This window comes from Buchananella hordeovulneris, from assembly GCF_001907235.1.
In the GTDB taxonomy this organism is placed as follows: Bacteria; Actinomycetota; Actinomycetes; order Actinomycetales; family Actinomycetaceae; genus Buchananella; species Buchananella hordeovulneris.
In genome coordinates this window covers 336,427-350,038 of the sequence record NZ_MQVS01000001.1, presented here as the reverse complement: position 1 = coordinate 350,038, position 13,612 = coordinate 336,427, and the positions used below count along the sequence as shown (strand labels likewise).

General features: G+C 66.8%; 10 protein-coding genes and 1 riboswitch. Of the genes, 6 read left to right on the top strand and 4 right to left on the bottom strand.

The features are described 5' to 3' along the window. Positions 1 to 6: 6 nt before the first annotated feature. Positions 7 to 90, bottom strand: a riboswitch (ZMP/ZTP riboswitch). A gap of 225 nt (positions 91 to 315) precedes the next feature. The 3 genes from BSZ40_RS01645 to BSZ40_RS01635 all read left to right on the top strand — a co-directional run bounded on the left by BSZ40_RS01645 (position 316) and on the right by BSZ40_RS01635 (position 3,586). Next, entirely contained in the window at positions 316 to 1,659 is a 1,344-nt protein-coding gene (locus tag BSZ40_RS01645) for an ABC transporter substrate-binding protein (protein WP_073822594.1), read from the top strand. Positions 1,660 to 1,760: 101 nt separating this feature from the next. Further along, positions 1,761 to 2,696: a carbohydrate ABC transporter permease gene (locus BSZ40_RS01640; RefSeq protein ID WP_222842723.1), complete on the top strand. Its 936-nt coding sequence runs from the start codon at positions 1,761 to 1,763 to the stop codon at positions 2,694 to 2,696. Next, a complete protein-coding gene (locus BSZ40_RS01635; RefSeq protein ID WP_084542532.1) occupies positions 2,693 to 3,586 on the top strand; it encodes a carbohydrate ABC transporter permease in 894 nt (297 codons plus the stop codon). The genes BSZ40_RS01640 and BSZ40_RS01635 overlap by 4 nt, the downstream gene beginning before the upstream one ends. 115 nt (positions 3,587 to 3,701) lie before the next feature. Here BSZ40_RS01635 and BSZ40_RS11455 read toward each other — a convergent pair whose 3' ends face one another. Then, entirely contained in the window at positions 3,702 to 4,862 is a 1,161-nt protein-coding gene (locus tag BSZ40_RS11455; RefSeq protein WP_073822593.1) for a hypothetical protein, read from the bottom strand. 12 nt (positions 4,863 to 4,874) lie between these two features. After that, a complete protein-coding gene (locus tag BSZ40_RS01625) occupies positions 4,875 to 5,345 on the bottom strand; it encodes a GNAT family N-acetyltransferase (protein WP_073822591.1) in 471 nt (156 codons plus the stop codon). Positions 5,346 to 5,409: 64 nt separating this feature from the next. Here BSZ40_RS01625 and purU point away from each other — a divergent pair, with 64 nt between their 5' ends. Next, positions 5,410 to 6,264 (top strand): formyltetrahydrofolate deformylase, encoded by an 855-nt coding sequence (gene purU / locus BSZ40_RS01620; RefSeq protein ID WP_073822589.1) that lies wholly within the window; start codon positions 5,410 to 5,412, stop codon positions 6,262 to 6,264. Between the two features lie 273 nt (positions 6,265 to 6,537). After that, complete coding sequence (locus tag BSZ40_RS01615; protein ID WP_143180844.1) at positions 6,538 to 7,140, top strand: hypothetical protein; 603 nt, start codon at positions 6,538 to 6,540, stop codon at positions 7,138 to 7,140. Positions 7,141 to 7,166: 26 nt separating this feature from the next. Here BSZ40_RS01615 and BSZ40_RS01610 read toward each other — a convergent pair whose 3' ends face one another. Further along, the gene (locus tag BSZ40_RS01610; protein ID WP_143180843.1) at positions 7,167 to 7,733 is read right to left on the bottom strand and encodes a hypothetical protein; all 567 of its coding nucleotides are present in this window, start codon (positions 7,731 to 7,733) and stop codon (positions 7,167 to 7,169) included. Between the two features lie 292 nt (positions 7,734 to 8,025). Here BSZ40_RS01610 and BSZ40_RS01605 point away from each other — a divergent pair, with 292 nt between their 5' ends. Next, on the top strand, positions 8,026 to 8,286 hold the full coding sequence (locus BSZ40_RS01605) for a GlsB/YeaQ/YmgE family stress response membrane protein (protein WP_073822584.1): 261 nt from the start codon (positions 8,026 to 8,028) through the stop codon (positions 8,284 to 8,286). 65 nt (positions 8,287 to 8,351) lie between these two features. On the opposite strand, the gene BSZ40_RS01600 is transcribed toward BSZ40_RS01605, so the two are convergent. Beyond that, positions 8,352 to 13,517, bottom strand: coding sequence for a beta-galactosidase (locus BSZ40_RS01600; protein ID WP_143180842.1), 5,166 nt, complete (start codon positions 13,515 to 13,517; stop codon positions 8,352 to 8,354). Positions 13,518 to 13,612: the final 95 nt, after the last annotated feature.

Sequence of the window (13,612 nt, the reverse complement as noted above, 5' to 3'; positions counted from 1 at the left end):
TGGGTGCTTCCCGGCCCAGGCGGACGACCGGTCAGGCGTCAGGTTGCCGCTCCCCGGTGGTGTCCACCCTCGCCAGTTGCGACGGGATAGAGCCTACCTGCTTCCCGCGAAGTTACCGTGGTCCGGCTCGGCGCCCAGCCAGGGAACAGAAATCTGCGGTAAGGTCACGATTTGAAAACTGTTGCCCACTAAACCGAGTGAGTGCCGTCCACTAATGCAGGTAAAGCGGCACACTGGGAAGACCCAAGGTCCTCCGGGACCATAGCTCGCGGGCACGGCGCCCAAGAACAACGACGTTTGAGTAAGGAGTTGGGTATGCGCAAGCTTTCCGTTGTGGCGACCTTTGCTGCCGCCAGCCTCGCCCTGGCCGCCTGCAGTGGCGGTGGGGGCGGCACCGACACCAAGACCCAAAATGGTGGCGGCTCGGCTGCCGCCACCGAAGTGGACCTGAAGGCCGTTGACGCCGCGAAGGCCACCCAGGTGGACGTCATGACCTGGTGGGAGGCAGGCTCCGAGAAGCTCGGCCTGGAGGCCCTGGTCAAGGTCTTCCTGGAGCAGTTCCCGGAGGTCGAGTTCAACAACGCTGCTATCGCCGGTGGTGGCGGCTCGCAGGCCAAGCAGAAGCTCGCCGCCGACCTAGCTGCCAAGAACCCGCCGGACACCTTCCAGGCGCACGCCGGTGCTGAGCTCACCGACTACATTGAGGCCGGCCAGATCATGGACGTCTCCGCCCTCTACGACGAGTTCGAGCTGCGCAAGGCCTTCCCGGCGACACTGCTCGACCGACTGACCGTGGACGGCAAGATCTACTCCGTGCCCTCCAACGTGCACCGCGCCAACGTCGTGTGGGCCAACCCGGCCGTGCTGAAGGAGGTCGGCATCGACCCGACCAAGGTGCCCGCCACCATCGACGAGTGGATCGCCGACATGGAGAAGATCAAGGCCGCCGGCAAGACCCCCATCACGGTGGGTATGGCCTGGACCCAGGTGCACCTGCTGGAGACCATCCTGCTGGCCGACCTCGGGGTCGAGAAGTACAACGGCCTGTGGGACGGCACCACCAAGTGGGACTCCGCCGACGTCACCCGCGCCCTGAACCACTTCGACGCCATCATGAAGCTCTCCGACCCGGCGCTGCACAACGAAGACTGGCAGCCCGCCCTGCAGCCCGTCGTCGACGGCAAGGCCGCCTACAACGTCATGGGTGACTGGGCCCTGGCCGCCTACGACGAGTCCGGCAAGAAGGCCGGCACCGACTACATCTACTTCCCCGTGCCGGGCACCGAAGGCGTCTTCGACTTCCTCGCCGACTCCTTCACCGTCCCGGTGGGCGCCAAGAACATCGAAGGCACCAAGGCTTGGCTGAAGGCCATCTCCTCGCCCGAGGGCCAGGTGGCTTTCAACACGGTGAAGGGCTCCATCCCGGCCCGCTCCGACCTGAGTGCCGAGGACATCGCCAAGTTCTCCGAGTACCAGCAAAACGCCATGAAGTCGTTCGGCGAGGACACCATCGTCTCCTCGCTGGCCCACGGCGCGGCCGTCCCGGCCCCCGTGTCCTCGCAAATCTCCGACGTGACCAAGAAGTTCACCGAGGGCGCTTCGACCCTGGAAGAGTTCCAGGCCGAGCTGGTGTCTGCCACCTCCTCGCTGCAGAAGTGATTCGTTGACGGGCGAAGGTGGGAAGGGTGCGTCGCACCCTTCCCACCTTTACCAATTTGGAGGTAACTGTCGTGTCTAAAACCAAAGACGGTGCGCAGAGCTTGCAGGCCGCGCCCCGTCATCGTTCGTTTTCTTCCCGGCTGCGCAACTGGCTGCCCGGGGTCCTGCTAATTTCCCCCTCCGTCATTTTGGTCGGCATCTTCGTCTACGGCCTGATCGGAGTCAACGTCCACACCTCGCTCACGGACAAGTACGACAACGCCCGCTCCACGGGCGCTGCCGCCTGGAAAGTCGTCGGGCTCGATAACTTCATCAATCTGTTCGGCAACAAAGACTTCCAGCACTCCTTGATCAACCTGGTGCTGTTCACCGCCGTGTTCCTCGTCGGCACGCTGGTGCTCGGCTTCCTGTGGGCGTGGCTGCTGGAGAAGCCGCTGCGCGGAGAAGGGATCTTCCGCTCTGTCTTCCTCTTCCCGATGGCGGTGTCCTTCGTCGCCTCCGGTGTGGTTTGGAAGTGGCTGCTCAACAGCGCCACCGGGGAATCGGCCTCCGGTCTCAACCGGCTCTTCCAGATGCTCGGCCTGGGCTTCTTGGAAAACTCCTGGACCAAGAACCTGACCTGGGGCATTCTCGCCATCGCCCTGCCCGCCATCTGGCAGCTGGCGGGCTACGTGATGGCCCTGTTCCTGGCGGGCTTCCGCGGTATCCCCAACGAGCTGCGGGAAGCCGCACGCGTGGACGGGGCCAGCGAGTGGCAGCTGTACCGGAAGATCATCTTCCCCCAGCTGGCCCCAGTGGCACTGTCGGCCATCATCATCATCGGCCACATGTCGCTGAAGTCCTTCGACCTCATCATGTCAATCACGGACCAGCGGAACTTCTCCACCAAGGTGCCCGCCATTGACATGTACAACTTCATGACCAACAGCGACTACGCGAACGCGGCCGCCGTCGGGGTCATCCTGCTGACGCTGGTGGCTATCGCGGTGATCCCGTACCTGGTGTACGACGCCAAGCAGGGTAAGGAGAACCGATGACCACCACCGTGCTGTCTTCCCGCCGGGCCAAGGCCGGGGCCGCCGTCGACCACGAAAAAACCTGGTCCAAGGCGCTGCGCTACGCGCTGCTGATCTTCTCCCTGGCAGTCATCCTGGTGCCGGTCTACGTCCTGTTCATCACCTCGTTCAAGGGCGTGGGCGAAGCCGACCCGTCCCGCACCTGGTTCCTGCCGGAAACCTGGGAGTTCGCCAACTGGTCGAAGGCGTGGGACACCCTCGCCCCGGCCCTGGCCCGGACGTTCGCCCTCGTGATCCCCTCCTCGATCATCTCGGCGATGCTCGGCTCGATGAACGGTTTCGTGCTGTCGAAGTGGCGCTTCCCGGGCGCCAACATCGTCTTCACGCTCCTGCTGTTCGGCATGTTCATCCCCTACCAGGCCGTGATGATCCCGCTGCTGCAGATGCTGCTGAAGCTGGATTCGGTGCTGCCGTTCGACGCCGCGCAGGGCATCCCGCCGCTGATCCTGCTGCACGTCGTGTACGGCATCCCGATCACGACCCTGATCTTCCGCAACTACTACGAGACCATCCCCTCGGAACTGATCGAAGCCGCCCGCGTGGACGGGGCCGGCATGCTGCGCACCTACTTCTCGGTGGTGTTGCCGATCTCGATCCCCAGCTTCGTGGTGGTGCTCATCTGGCAGTTCACCTCCGCCTGGAACGACTTCCTGTTCGCGTTGTTCTTCTCTAACACGCGCAACGGACCGGTGACCCTGGCCCTGAACAATCTGGCCAACGGCTCCATCCTGTCCGATTACGGTGCCTCCATGGCGGGGGCGGTAATCACCTCGCTACCCACGCTGATCGTCTACATCTTGCTCGGCAAGTACTTCGTGGGCGGGCTGATGTCCGGGTCCGTTAAGGGCTGAGCGAAGTCACCCGGTGGGGGGCCAGGCGGTGCGCCTGGCCCCCCATTTTTGGGGCGCGGGCGGGCCAGGGTGCTCTACCCCACCTATGTTTCGGTCCCGGCTGTAACCCCGCGCCTCAGCGCACCTCGACGCTCGCCCAGCCGTTGATCAGCCCCAACGCCAACCGGCCGCCGGGCACGGCACAGGCCCCGTGCACTTTGTTCTCTGTTTTCCCCCGCACCGGGTAGCTGATCGCCACCGGCGCCGACCACTGCCCGGCGGCAGGATCCAGGAAGCGAATCTCCACGTCCCAGAAGCAGGCCCAGCGCGGCTGCCCGGCCTGGTTAGTGCACGGCACCACGAGCCACACCCCGGCCGCGTCCGGCGCCGCCGCGGAAACCACCACCGCCCCGTCGGCCAACCGCCGCACCTCGAACACCCCGTCGTGCACCGTGCAGGCCACCGGTCCGTAGGTTGCGTCCGCGAGCAGCGTGAACTGCGTCGACGAGCGCCAGGATGCTTGGGGCTGCCCGGTGTCGAGGTTCCAGCGCGCCAGCGTCCCCGCCGTGAACTCGTGGCATACCGCCAGGCCGGCCGCCCCCGCGGCGTCCACGTAGGCCAGGACCTCGTCGGCCGGGGCGCCGGGAACGACCCGTTCGCTGGTCTGGCCCGCCTGCAGCTCCCAGATCGCCAGTTCTCCGCGCCAGCTCATTCCCGCCAACCTCGCCCCGGCCGTGCCCGGCACGGCCGCCACCCACTCCAGCCCCTTGACCTGCGACTGCCACGCCGGGCGGACGGCACGGCCGGTCACCGGATCGATGACGTGCAGCTCGTCTTGCTCAGTCACGAAGGCCACCCGCCACTCCCCGTCCGGCGTCTGCCACACGTCGAAGTCCTGCATCCACACGCCCGTCGGCACCTGCACGTACCCCGGCTCGCGGCCGCGCTGCTCGCCGGTGTCCAGGTTCCAGCACTCCACGTCCCCAAAGATCGCGCTGGCCAGCGCGTGGGGCACACCGTCGATGTCCACCACGTGCAGATGCCAGTCGTAGTCCTGCGCCCAGTAGGTGGAATCGTGCAGGCCCCCGCCCAGGGGCGGGCGAACGTCGACGCCGGTGGCCGCGTCCCGTACCCGCAGCTGCCCGGCCAGGTTCAACGTCACGACGCACGGGTGCCCATCCAGCTCGCAGGGCGCGAGCGCCACCACCTCGGTAACGTAACCGTGCGGGAGCTTGGAGGCGGTGGCCACCAGCGGATCCTGGTCGAAATAGGTAACCGGCGGGGCTGCCCCGTCCACGGGCGCTGCCCGCTAGCGCTGGCCGCGGGCGTCCAGGGCGGGCTGGATGCGCGCGAGGTAGGCCCGGGCCAGGGAACCAATGGAGCCCGACTGGCCGACGAGGTCCGCGGCCGCCAGCGCGTCCCGCCCGGTCTGGATGGCCACCTCCCCCACCGTCGGCGGCAGGTAGTCCAGGATGGCCAACAGCAGCTGCTGGCCGATGCCCTCGCTGCGCCGGTCCGGCACGACGGCCAGGTGCGAGATGGTGGCCCGCGTGGCGTCGATGGCCACCCGAATGGAGCCGACCAGGCGACCGGTGGCCCGGGCCCCGATGGTGACCACCCCGTCAGTCTCAAGATCGGCGACTATCTCTTCCAAGCTCTGGGTGAGCTCGGGGATGTAGGGGTCTTTGAGGCGCTGGGCTTCCGAGACGTAGGCGGCGCGACGAATGGTCAACAGTTCACCGGCGTCGGCGGCGGTGAGGGCACTGAGCGTGAGATCCATGGGGCATATTGTCCCAGAGACGGACCGTTTTCCGCCCACTCGGTGGCGTCGTTACACTGCGGGCATGACGAGTGCTGCTGCCCCCGAGCTAATCCTGACCCTCTCTTGCCCGGACCGACCGGGCATCGTGCACGCCGTGACCGGACTGATCGCTGGGTACGGCGGCAATGTGGTGCAATCGCAGCAATTCGGCGACCACGAGACGGGGCAGTTCTTCATGCGCGTGCACCTGGCGGGCGCCTCCCGGGAAGCGATGGAGGGCGGCATGATGGGGCTGGCCGAGCGCTTCGGCATGCAGTACCAGGTCAACGAGCTGGGGCGGCCGTTGCGCACCATCATCATGGTGTCCAAGGACGGCCACTGCCTGACCGATCTGCTCTTCCGGCACCGCTCGCAGGGCCTGGCTATCGAACCGGTGGCCGTGGTGGGTAATCACACCGATCTGCAGCCGATCGCGGAGTTCTACGGGGTGCCGTTCCACCACGTGCCGGTCACCCGCGAGACGAAGCCGCAGGCCGAGCAGCAGCTGCTGGACCTGGTGGCGGCCACCGAGGCCGAGCTGGTGGTGCTGGCGCGCTACATGCAGATCCTGTCCGACCGGGTGTGCGAGGAGTTGGCGGGCAATGTCATCAACATTCACCACTCGTTTCTGCCGAGCTTCAAGGGGGCCCGACCCTACGCACAGGCGCACGAGCGCGGCGTGAAGATCATCGGTGCCACCGCGCACTACGTCACCGCCGACCTTGATGAAGGCCCGATCATCGAGCAAGACGTGGCCCGCGTGACGCACGCCGACGACGTCGCCTCCCTGGTGGCCATCGGGCAGGACGTGGAGCGGCGGGTGCTGGCCCAGGCCGTGAAGTGGCACTGTGACCACCGGGTGCTGCTCAACGGGTCGCGCACCGTCGTCTTCGCCTAGGCCCGGCGGGGCGACGGGAACACCGGCATGCCTTTGATGCGCCGCACCGCCATGTCCTTAGCGCACCATCATGCCCTTAACGCACCATCATGCCCCTAACGCACCATCATGCCCCTAACGCACCATCATGCCCCTAATGCACCGCACCACCATGCCCTAAGGTCACCATCATGTCCTTAGCGCACCACCATGCCCCTAATTCGGCGTTTTAAGGACATGATGGTGCGCTTAGGACATGATGGTGCCACAAAGACATGATGGTGACGCGCACCCATGGCGACTACGCTAAGTCAGGGCGGACAGCGCATACTGATCTCCGTGCCGCATCGAAGGGAACGCAGCGTGGCAGACGAGGATTACCCGGGCATCGACCGGGAGCGGGCTCACCCCCACGCGCAGGCCCTCATCCCGGACGACTTTTTCTGGGACGGCGGCGACGATCTATCTCCTTTCGGCTCGGACGAAGGTTTTACGGCGCTAGCCGAATGGCGCGCCTGGCGCGCCAAGCACCCGCGAGCCGCGGTGCGTTCTTGCCTCCAATGGGTGGTGCGGTCGGTCGGCGAGATGCCGCTGGCCGCGTACACCGACGCACTGGCCTCCCCTGCGCGCGTGCAGCAGCTGGTCGCCGATCCGCAGGTGGACGACTGGTACGAGATCTTCACGCTCGACATCTCGATCATCGCTACCGTGCTGGGCCAGTTTGTTGACGAGGGTGTTGTAGATGCCTCGGCCCTGCCGTTCTTGCAGCGGGCCCTGAACCGCCAATCCCTTTACGCTGCGGCCCTGCCCGCGTGGGACTATGCGCCGCAGTGGGCCGCACGGGTGACCCGCTTGAGCGAGATATCCGCCCAAATCGCCGCCCACCACCTGCGCTGACCGGCCCCGGCGCGCCGCCGCGGTCGCTACTCGTATAGCCGCCCGAACTCCAGCCACAGGGCCAGTAGGTCCCACCCGGCGGTGTCCTCCCGGTCCGTGTCGGCCAGCCCGGCCGCCCCGCATTCGATGAATGCCTCGGGGGTGAAGTTGTACCAATAGTTGCCGGTGGGTGAGACCACGCCGAAGAAGCGGTGGGGGTCGTGCAAGGTGCCCGCAGCCGCCAATTTCCGCAGGTCCGCCAGCTGGAAGGCGATAACCCCCAGCGCGCGTTGGCGGGCCTGCTCGGCAGGCAGCACGACGCCCTCATCGTCTCCCGGCAGCTGCGGCGGCGCGCTGGCTTCCTCCAGTGGGAGGTCCGCCGCATCGACGGTGAGCGCGGCCTGCAACAGCTGCAGGATGTCGTAGCGGGTGGGCTCGGTGTGCGCGGATTTGGTCACTAGGCCCGCCAGGGCCCGCAGCCAATCTGCCAGTTCGCGCTGCGGGGCGTCCCGCAACATGTGGCGCACCTCCGCGTAGAAAGGGCTGACATCTCCCGGCTCCACCACCGCGCCGGACTGGGTGTTTAGCCGCGTGAATGCAAAATCTTCGTTCATCTCGCGCGCCAGCCTAACGCCCATGCCTGGTTCCCCGGGAGCGTACGAGAGTGGGCAGCGCCCGGCATCACGGACAGAGACCATCCCCTTATTTCCGTGGGGCGCGCCACACTTCATTACTTCAAACTTGTGACTTCAGGCATGCAAACTTTGACAAAACGCTGCAATTCCACCACTCTTTGCAAACCCATGCATTTTCTTTACCAATGCATGTGCAATACTTGACCCATCGGACACCCCGAGGTGCGGGCCGCACGCCCCACCCACAAACAACACAGAAAGAGAGTGACCGATGGGATTTCTTGCATTTCTTCTCTTGGGCCTGATCGCCGGCGCCATCGCCAAGATGCTGACCGACCGCGACGGCAAGGGCAACTGGCTGACCACCCTCCTGCTCGGCGTCGTCGGCGCTAACGTCGGGGGCTGGCTGGGCGGCATCCTGTTCGACAGCGACCTCGGCACCTTCTGGAACCTGCGCACCTGGGTGCTGGCCATCGGCGGCTCGGTGATCGTGCTGCTGGTGTGGGGCTGGCTGACCGGCAAGAAGCGCTGAGTCCACCACCAACTAGCCAGTGGGGGGCGAGCCGATGGCTCGCCCCCCACTGGTCTACCTGCTAGCTAGCGCAACAGCGCCCGCAGCTGGTTCTGGACCACGGAAGACACCGAGCCCAGACCACCCAGGATCGTCACGTCGCGCCGCTGGGCCGCCAGGTAGTCGCTGATCTCCTGCGGCAGCTTCTTGGCCGGGGTCAACAGCACCGCGGCGTCCTGGACCTTGGCCAGACCGCCCGCGCCGAGGGCGTCCCACGGCTGCTCGCCCGAGACCAGAATGACGCGCTGGGCCTGCGGCCGCAGCACCTTTGCCAGCTCCAGGGAAGTGGCGTACCGGTTGGCTCCGCGCACCTTTTGCACGGGCCGATCTAGGCCGTCGGTAGCGGTGATGGCATTGCCGCCCACCGCGACCACCCCGGCCGCCGGTAGTTGCTCATCCAGGAAGTCGCGCGTGGCCTGCGGCAACTTGGTGCCGTCGGACAGCAGCAGCACGCTACCGGTGGACGACGCCGCCGCCCCGGCCGCCAGCGCGTCGGGGAAGTTGATGCCGTCGGCCACCAACACCTTGGTTTGCGACACATCCACTCCCCGCGCCCGCAGCAGCGACAGGGTGTGCACGCTGACCCGGCTGGCAGTTTCGAAACGAGTCCGTCCGGACACCCGCTGCACCCGCAGGCCCGCTGCCTCCAACTCGGCCTGCACCTGCGGCGAGACAGATCCCACCCCACCCACGATGTAGACGGTGCGCGGGCCGAACTTAACAATGGCCTCCCGTACCACAGCAGGCAGGTGCTTGCCGTCGGTCAACAACACCGGCGCATCGATCGCCCCGGCCAGCGGGGCAGCAGCCAGCGCGTCGGCGTAGGAGCCGCCGCCTGCCAGCACGACACCCTGCTTGCTGAACTTACCGCTCTCCAAGGCCGAGACCGCGGTGGCGTACCGGTTCGGTCCCGCCACCCGCTTCACCTGCGGCGCCGGCTGCGGCTCCGTGGTGGGCTGGTCGGTCGGCTCCGTGGTGGGCTGATCGGTCGGATCCGTGGTGGGCTGATCGGTCGGCTCCGTGGTGGGCTCACCGCCGGGGCCGGTAACCGTCACCTTGGTGGTGGCCTGGGCGAGCGTGCCCCCACTCACCGCATCCACCAAACGCAGCTGCACGTTCTTCTCACCCGCCTGCTGGTAGGTGTGCGCGAACTTGCCGTTGGTGACCTCTTCGCTGGCACCGTCGCCCCAGTCAACCAAGACCTTCGACAGCGTGCCCCCCGCCAGCGGCGGAATGGTCTGCTGCACGGTCAGGGACACCTGCTTGCCCACCGCGACCTGCGCCGGGGTCGGCTGGGCGGTCAGGGCAAAGTCCCCGACGCCCGGCAGCTGCGGCGTGTAAGACAACCCCCCAGTGGTGTTGCTGACCTGCCGCAGCACGATGTTGTCCGGTCCGTGCCCCGCGGTCTTGGCGGTCACCGCCACCGCGATCTCGTTGCGGCCGTTCGGGTTGAGGAAGCCGGACGGAATGGTGAACGACGTCTGCGGACCGATGTCCCCAACGTAGACGCCAGTGTTCCAGCCGTTGACGAACAGCAGCACCTCCGACTGGTCGGCACGCCGCTGCGCGGTGAAGCGCGACGACTGCACCTCCAGGCGGAAGGACACGTCCTGCCCCGCGGGCACATCCAAATCGAAGGCGCTGCGGTACCAGGCCACCCCCGGCTTGTCGGCCCGCAAGTGCGTGGCCGACTTCCAGCCAGTGGTCGGGTAGCCCGGCAGGTACCAACCCGCCCGCTCCCCGTACAGGCCCCCGTTGTTGTACATCGTGCGGGTCACGTCCAAGGGGTTGTCCACGTCCCGGGCCCCCTGAATCTTCCACACCACGGAGGCAGCGTCGCCGTTGGAGATCGCAACGTCTTCCAGACCGCGGTTCTGGCGGGACAGGCCGTCGTCGCTCCAGTCGAGGTTTTGCCCCATGTTGTGCACCAGCACCGAGATGACGGCCTTCCCGTTGGCCTGGACGGCCCCAGCCGGGATGTTAACCCGCTGCTGGCGCCCCACCGCCGGGACTGCCCCGGCGTAGTGACCGTTGACCCACACCAGCATGAACGCCGGGGGGCGGCCGTGGCCGGGCTGCCCGGTAGAACCGTTACCTTGCAGGGTGATTACCCCTTCGGCGCTGTTCGCGGTGTAGGTGCCGCGGTACCACACATCGCCCTCGAACATCTTGTAGGCGTTGGAGCCCATCACCTTGCCGCTGGCGCGCCCTGGCCGCTGCCACCGGTTGACCGTCGTGGTCTTGTCGACCACGCGCCACGCCGAGTCATCGAACTCCGGCAGCGCCTCGGGGTTCTCCTCGGCCTTCACCCAGGTCAGGGTCGGGGTGTCCACCGCGACGGGCGCGACGGCCTGGCCGGTGAACACCTCACCCGCGCTCAGCGCCTGCCCGTTCCACTTCACCGTCGTCACGCCCTGCGGCGCGAAGACCCGCAGCGGGTGCGCCGTGGTGGCCGAGCCCAGAATGTTGACCTCGCTGCCCGAGAACACGGCGGCGCGGGCCAGGTAGGGTCCCTCCACGAAGACCGGCAGGTTCCCGGTCCCCGCGGCGCCGTGCTGCAACCAAGCGGTGGCGGCCGCTTCGCGGTCGAGCACCCGCACCTGCAGCGGCTTGCCGGTGGCGCCCTGCACCGTGATGGTGGTGGGCTCGGCCCCGAAGGTGAAGTTCAGGCGCAGCTCCTTGCGGTCGGCGTCCCAGTTCTTCTCCACGCCGTCCGAGACGGTGGGCTCAGCGTCGTAGGCCAGCACCATTTCCCCGGCGCCGTCCCGCGGGCCGACGACGGCCACGAACTGGCGGTCCCCAAAGTCCTCGTTGACGAACAGCTGGGCCGTGGAGTAGAGCAACTTGTGGTCACCGAGCTTGGCGTCGGCGGTCACCAGCACCGCGTCGCGACCCTGCAGGGTCAGCGAGGTGCCTTCCTTCTGCGGGATCCGGTTCCAAGCCAGCTCCCCGGCCGGGGGCTGGTTCGGTTCGTCGGGGCCCGCCTGGCCCTCGTAGACGCGCAGCGCGTCCAGCGCCACGAACGTGTCGGTCGAGCCGTCGAAGCTCTCCCCGGTGACGACGACGCGTAGCGTGTGCTCCCCAGGATCCAGGTCGCGCTTGGAGAAGACCACCTGCTGGCCGACCGCGCTGTTGGTGACCTGCTCCTCGGTGCGCCCCACCTTGACGCCATCGATGAAGACGTCGGCCGGGCCGTGGTTGCTGGAGAAAGGAGCGATGATGTCGATGCCGGTACCGGTGAAGGTGAACTCGTAGCTATCGCCCGCCCGCTTGGAGAAGGCCTCGTCGTTGTTGATGTCCCCGGCCGTCCAGCCCTGGTTGGCGGCCTGCGTCCAGCCGTCGGAGAACTTGATGCGGTTGGTGTCGGAGTTGTTGATTTCCTCCACCAAGGTCTGCCCGCCGGACTGCTGGGCCCCGAAGACCCGGAAGCTCGCCAGGTTGACGGGCTGCGCGCCCGTGGTGGTCACCACCACGGTGTGCCGCCCGGCCGCCGGGAAGTCCTTGCGGACCGTCACCGGCTGGGCGTTTTGCAGCTCGTCCACGTGGGTTTGCAAGCTGCCCACGTTCTCCCCGTCGACGCTCACATTCGCGTTGCCGCCGCCGATCGCCGGGTTCGCGGTGACCTCGATGGCCGAGCCGGTGAACTGCAGGGTGGCGGTGGCGCCGTCGGAAGACAGCACCTTTACCCCGTTCTCCCCGTCGGTGACGGTGCCGGTGTATACCACCCGCGGGTCGCCGGGGGCGATCGGCACGCCGTTATCGATCTGCCCGGCCGTGCCCAGGGACAGCGGCACGGTGAACTGCGTGGTTTCTTCCGAGTTGGCGCGGGCGTGCCGGAAGGCCAGCAGACGGGTGCCGTTGCCGGTGGCCGAGGAGGCCTTGTCGGTGGCCACGCGAGCGTAGGCCTTGACACCGCGGGCCGCCTGCCCTTCCACCGCCGGGGCCGCCACCGGATCCATGGAGGCAAACTGCGGCACCGCGTTCTGCCAGTAGCCCAGCTCCTTTTGCACCGCAAGCTTCGGGGTGATGAGGCGGTCCTCGTTCAAGGCCGCGCCGTAGTCGTAGGAGGTGAAGCCAGAGGCCGGGGCGCCCGTCCACCCCCAGTTCGTGCCGCCGATGATCATGTAGTAGTTGAACGCGGTCACCCCGTTGGCCAGGTTGACCAACCCAAATTCACGGGTGAAGGCCGGGTCGGTGTAGACGGCGCACTGGTCGGTGTTGAACGCCGCCCCCCACGGGGTGAACGCCCCGCCCTGGGCCTCGGTAATGAACATGGGCGTGTTGGGGGCGATGCCCCGGAACTTGGCCTCGTCGTCCGCGAACCCGCCACGCTGGTTACCGCAGTTGAAGCCGGCCGGGTACCAGTCGTAGGCGTAGAAGTCGGTGCCCACCTCCTGGGTGTTGCGGAAGCGTCCGCCCATGCCCCAGTCGTTGTGGAAGACCGGCACCGTGATGCCGTCCCCCTTGATGAACGTCGTCAACTCCCGCAGGAAGTCCTTCCGCCACTGTTCGTCCCCGAGCAGTTCGTTCTCGGCCTGGTACATGATGATCGAGCCGCCACCGTCGGTGACCTGGTGCCGCTTGGCGATCTCGTTGAACTTGCCGAGCCATTCCTTCGCCGAGTCCAGGTTCTCCACGCTGCGCAACGAGTGCTGCGTGTAGTTGGACATGTAGGCTGGCAGGCCGCCCATAGAGATTTCGGCGTTGACGTACGGGCCGGGGCGGGCAATGACGTAAAGCCCCTCTTCCTTGGCCATCGTCAGCAACCGGTCGATGTCCTTAATACCCGAAAAATCGTACGCGCCCCCCTCCTGGGACTGGTGCAGCCCGTGGAAGAAGTAGAGGGACACGGCGTTAAAGCCAGCGGCCCGCAGCTTCTGGAAGATATCGCGCCAGTGTTCGGGGGACGGCAGCCGCCAGTGGTGCAGTTCGCCCGACCACACGTGCAACCGCTGGCCGTCCACGAAGAACGAATTCTTGTCCCACGTCACCTGGTGCGGCTTGCCGTCATTGCCCGGGAAGTTGACCTTCTTCCCTGCTAACTCGTCCGCCGCCACCTCCACCGGGGGCAGTTCCTCGTCCGCGAATGCCGCCGACGTGCCGCCCGCCACCAGCAGCGAGGCAGCCGCCAGGCTCGCCCACAGCTGTTGCCAGGGCCGCGCCGGGCCGCGACAACTCATTTTTCTCTTCATTGTCATCCTCTTCTTGCGGGCCCACCGACTCGGGCGTTCCCAGTCGACTACATTGTCGGAATTGTTCGGGTAAACCGAACGGGTGTGACGCAGCA

Excerpts from the sequence above, each read along its gene's own strand:
- BSZ40_RS01605 (WP_073822584.1), top strand. The coding sequence starts at position 8,026 with ATGGGATTTCTTGCATTTCTTCTCTTGGGCCTGATCGCCGGCGCCATC.
- BSZ40_RS01635 (WP_084542532.1), top strand. The coding sequence starts at position 2,693 with ATGACCACCACCGTGCTGTCTTCCCGCCGGGCCAAGGCCGGGGCCGCC.
- BSZ40_RS01645 (WP_073822594.1), top strand. The coding sequence starts at position 316 with ATGCGCAAGCTTTCCGTTGTGGCGACCTTTGCTGCCGCCAGCCTCGCC.
- BSZ40_RS01615 (WP_143180844.1), top strand. The coding sequence starts at position 6,538 with ATGGCGACTACGCTAAGTCAGGGCGGACAGCGCATACTGATCTCCGTG.
- BSZ40_RS01600 (WP_143180842.1), bottom strand. The coding sequence starts at position 13,517 with ATGAAGAGAAAAATGAGTTGTCGCGGCCCGGCGCGGCCCTGGCAACAG.
- BSZ40_RS01610 (WP_143180843.1), bottom strand. The coding sequence starts at position 7,733 with ATGAACGAAGATTTTGCATTCACGCGGCTAAACACCCAGTCCGGCGCG.
- purU (WP_073822589.1), top strand. The coding sequence starts at position 5,410 with ATGACGAGTGCTGCTGCCCCCGAGCTAATCCTGACCCTCTCTTGCCCG.
- BSZ40_RS01625 (WP_073822591.1), bottom strand. The coding sequence starts at position 5,345 with ATGGATCTCACGCTCAGTGCCCTCACCGCCGCCGACGCCGGTGAACTG.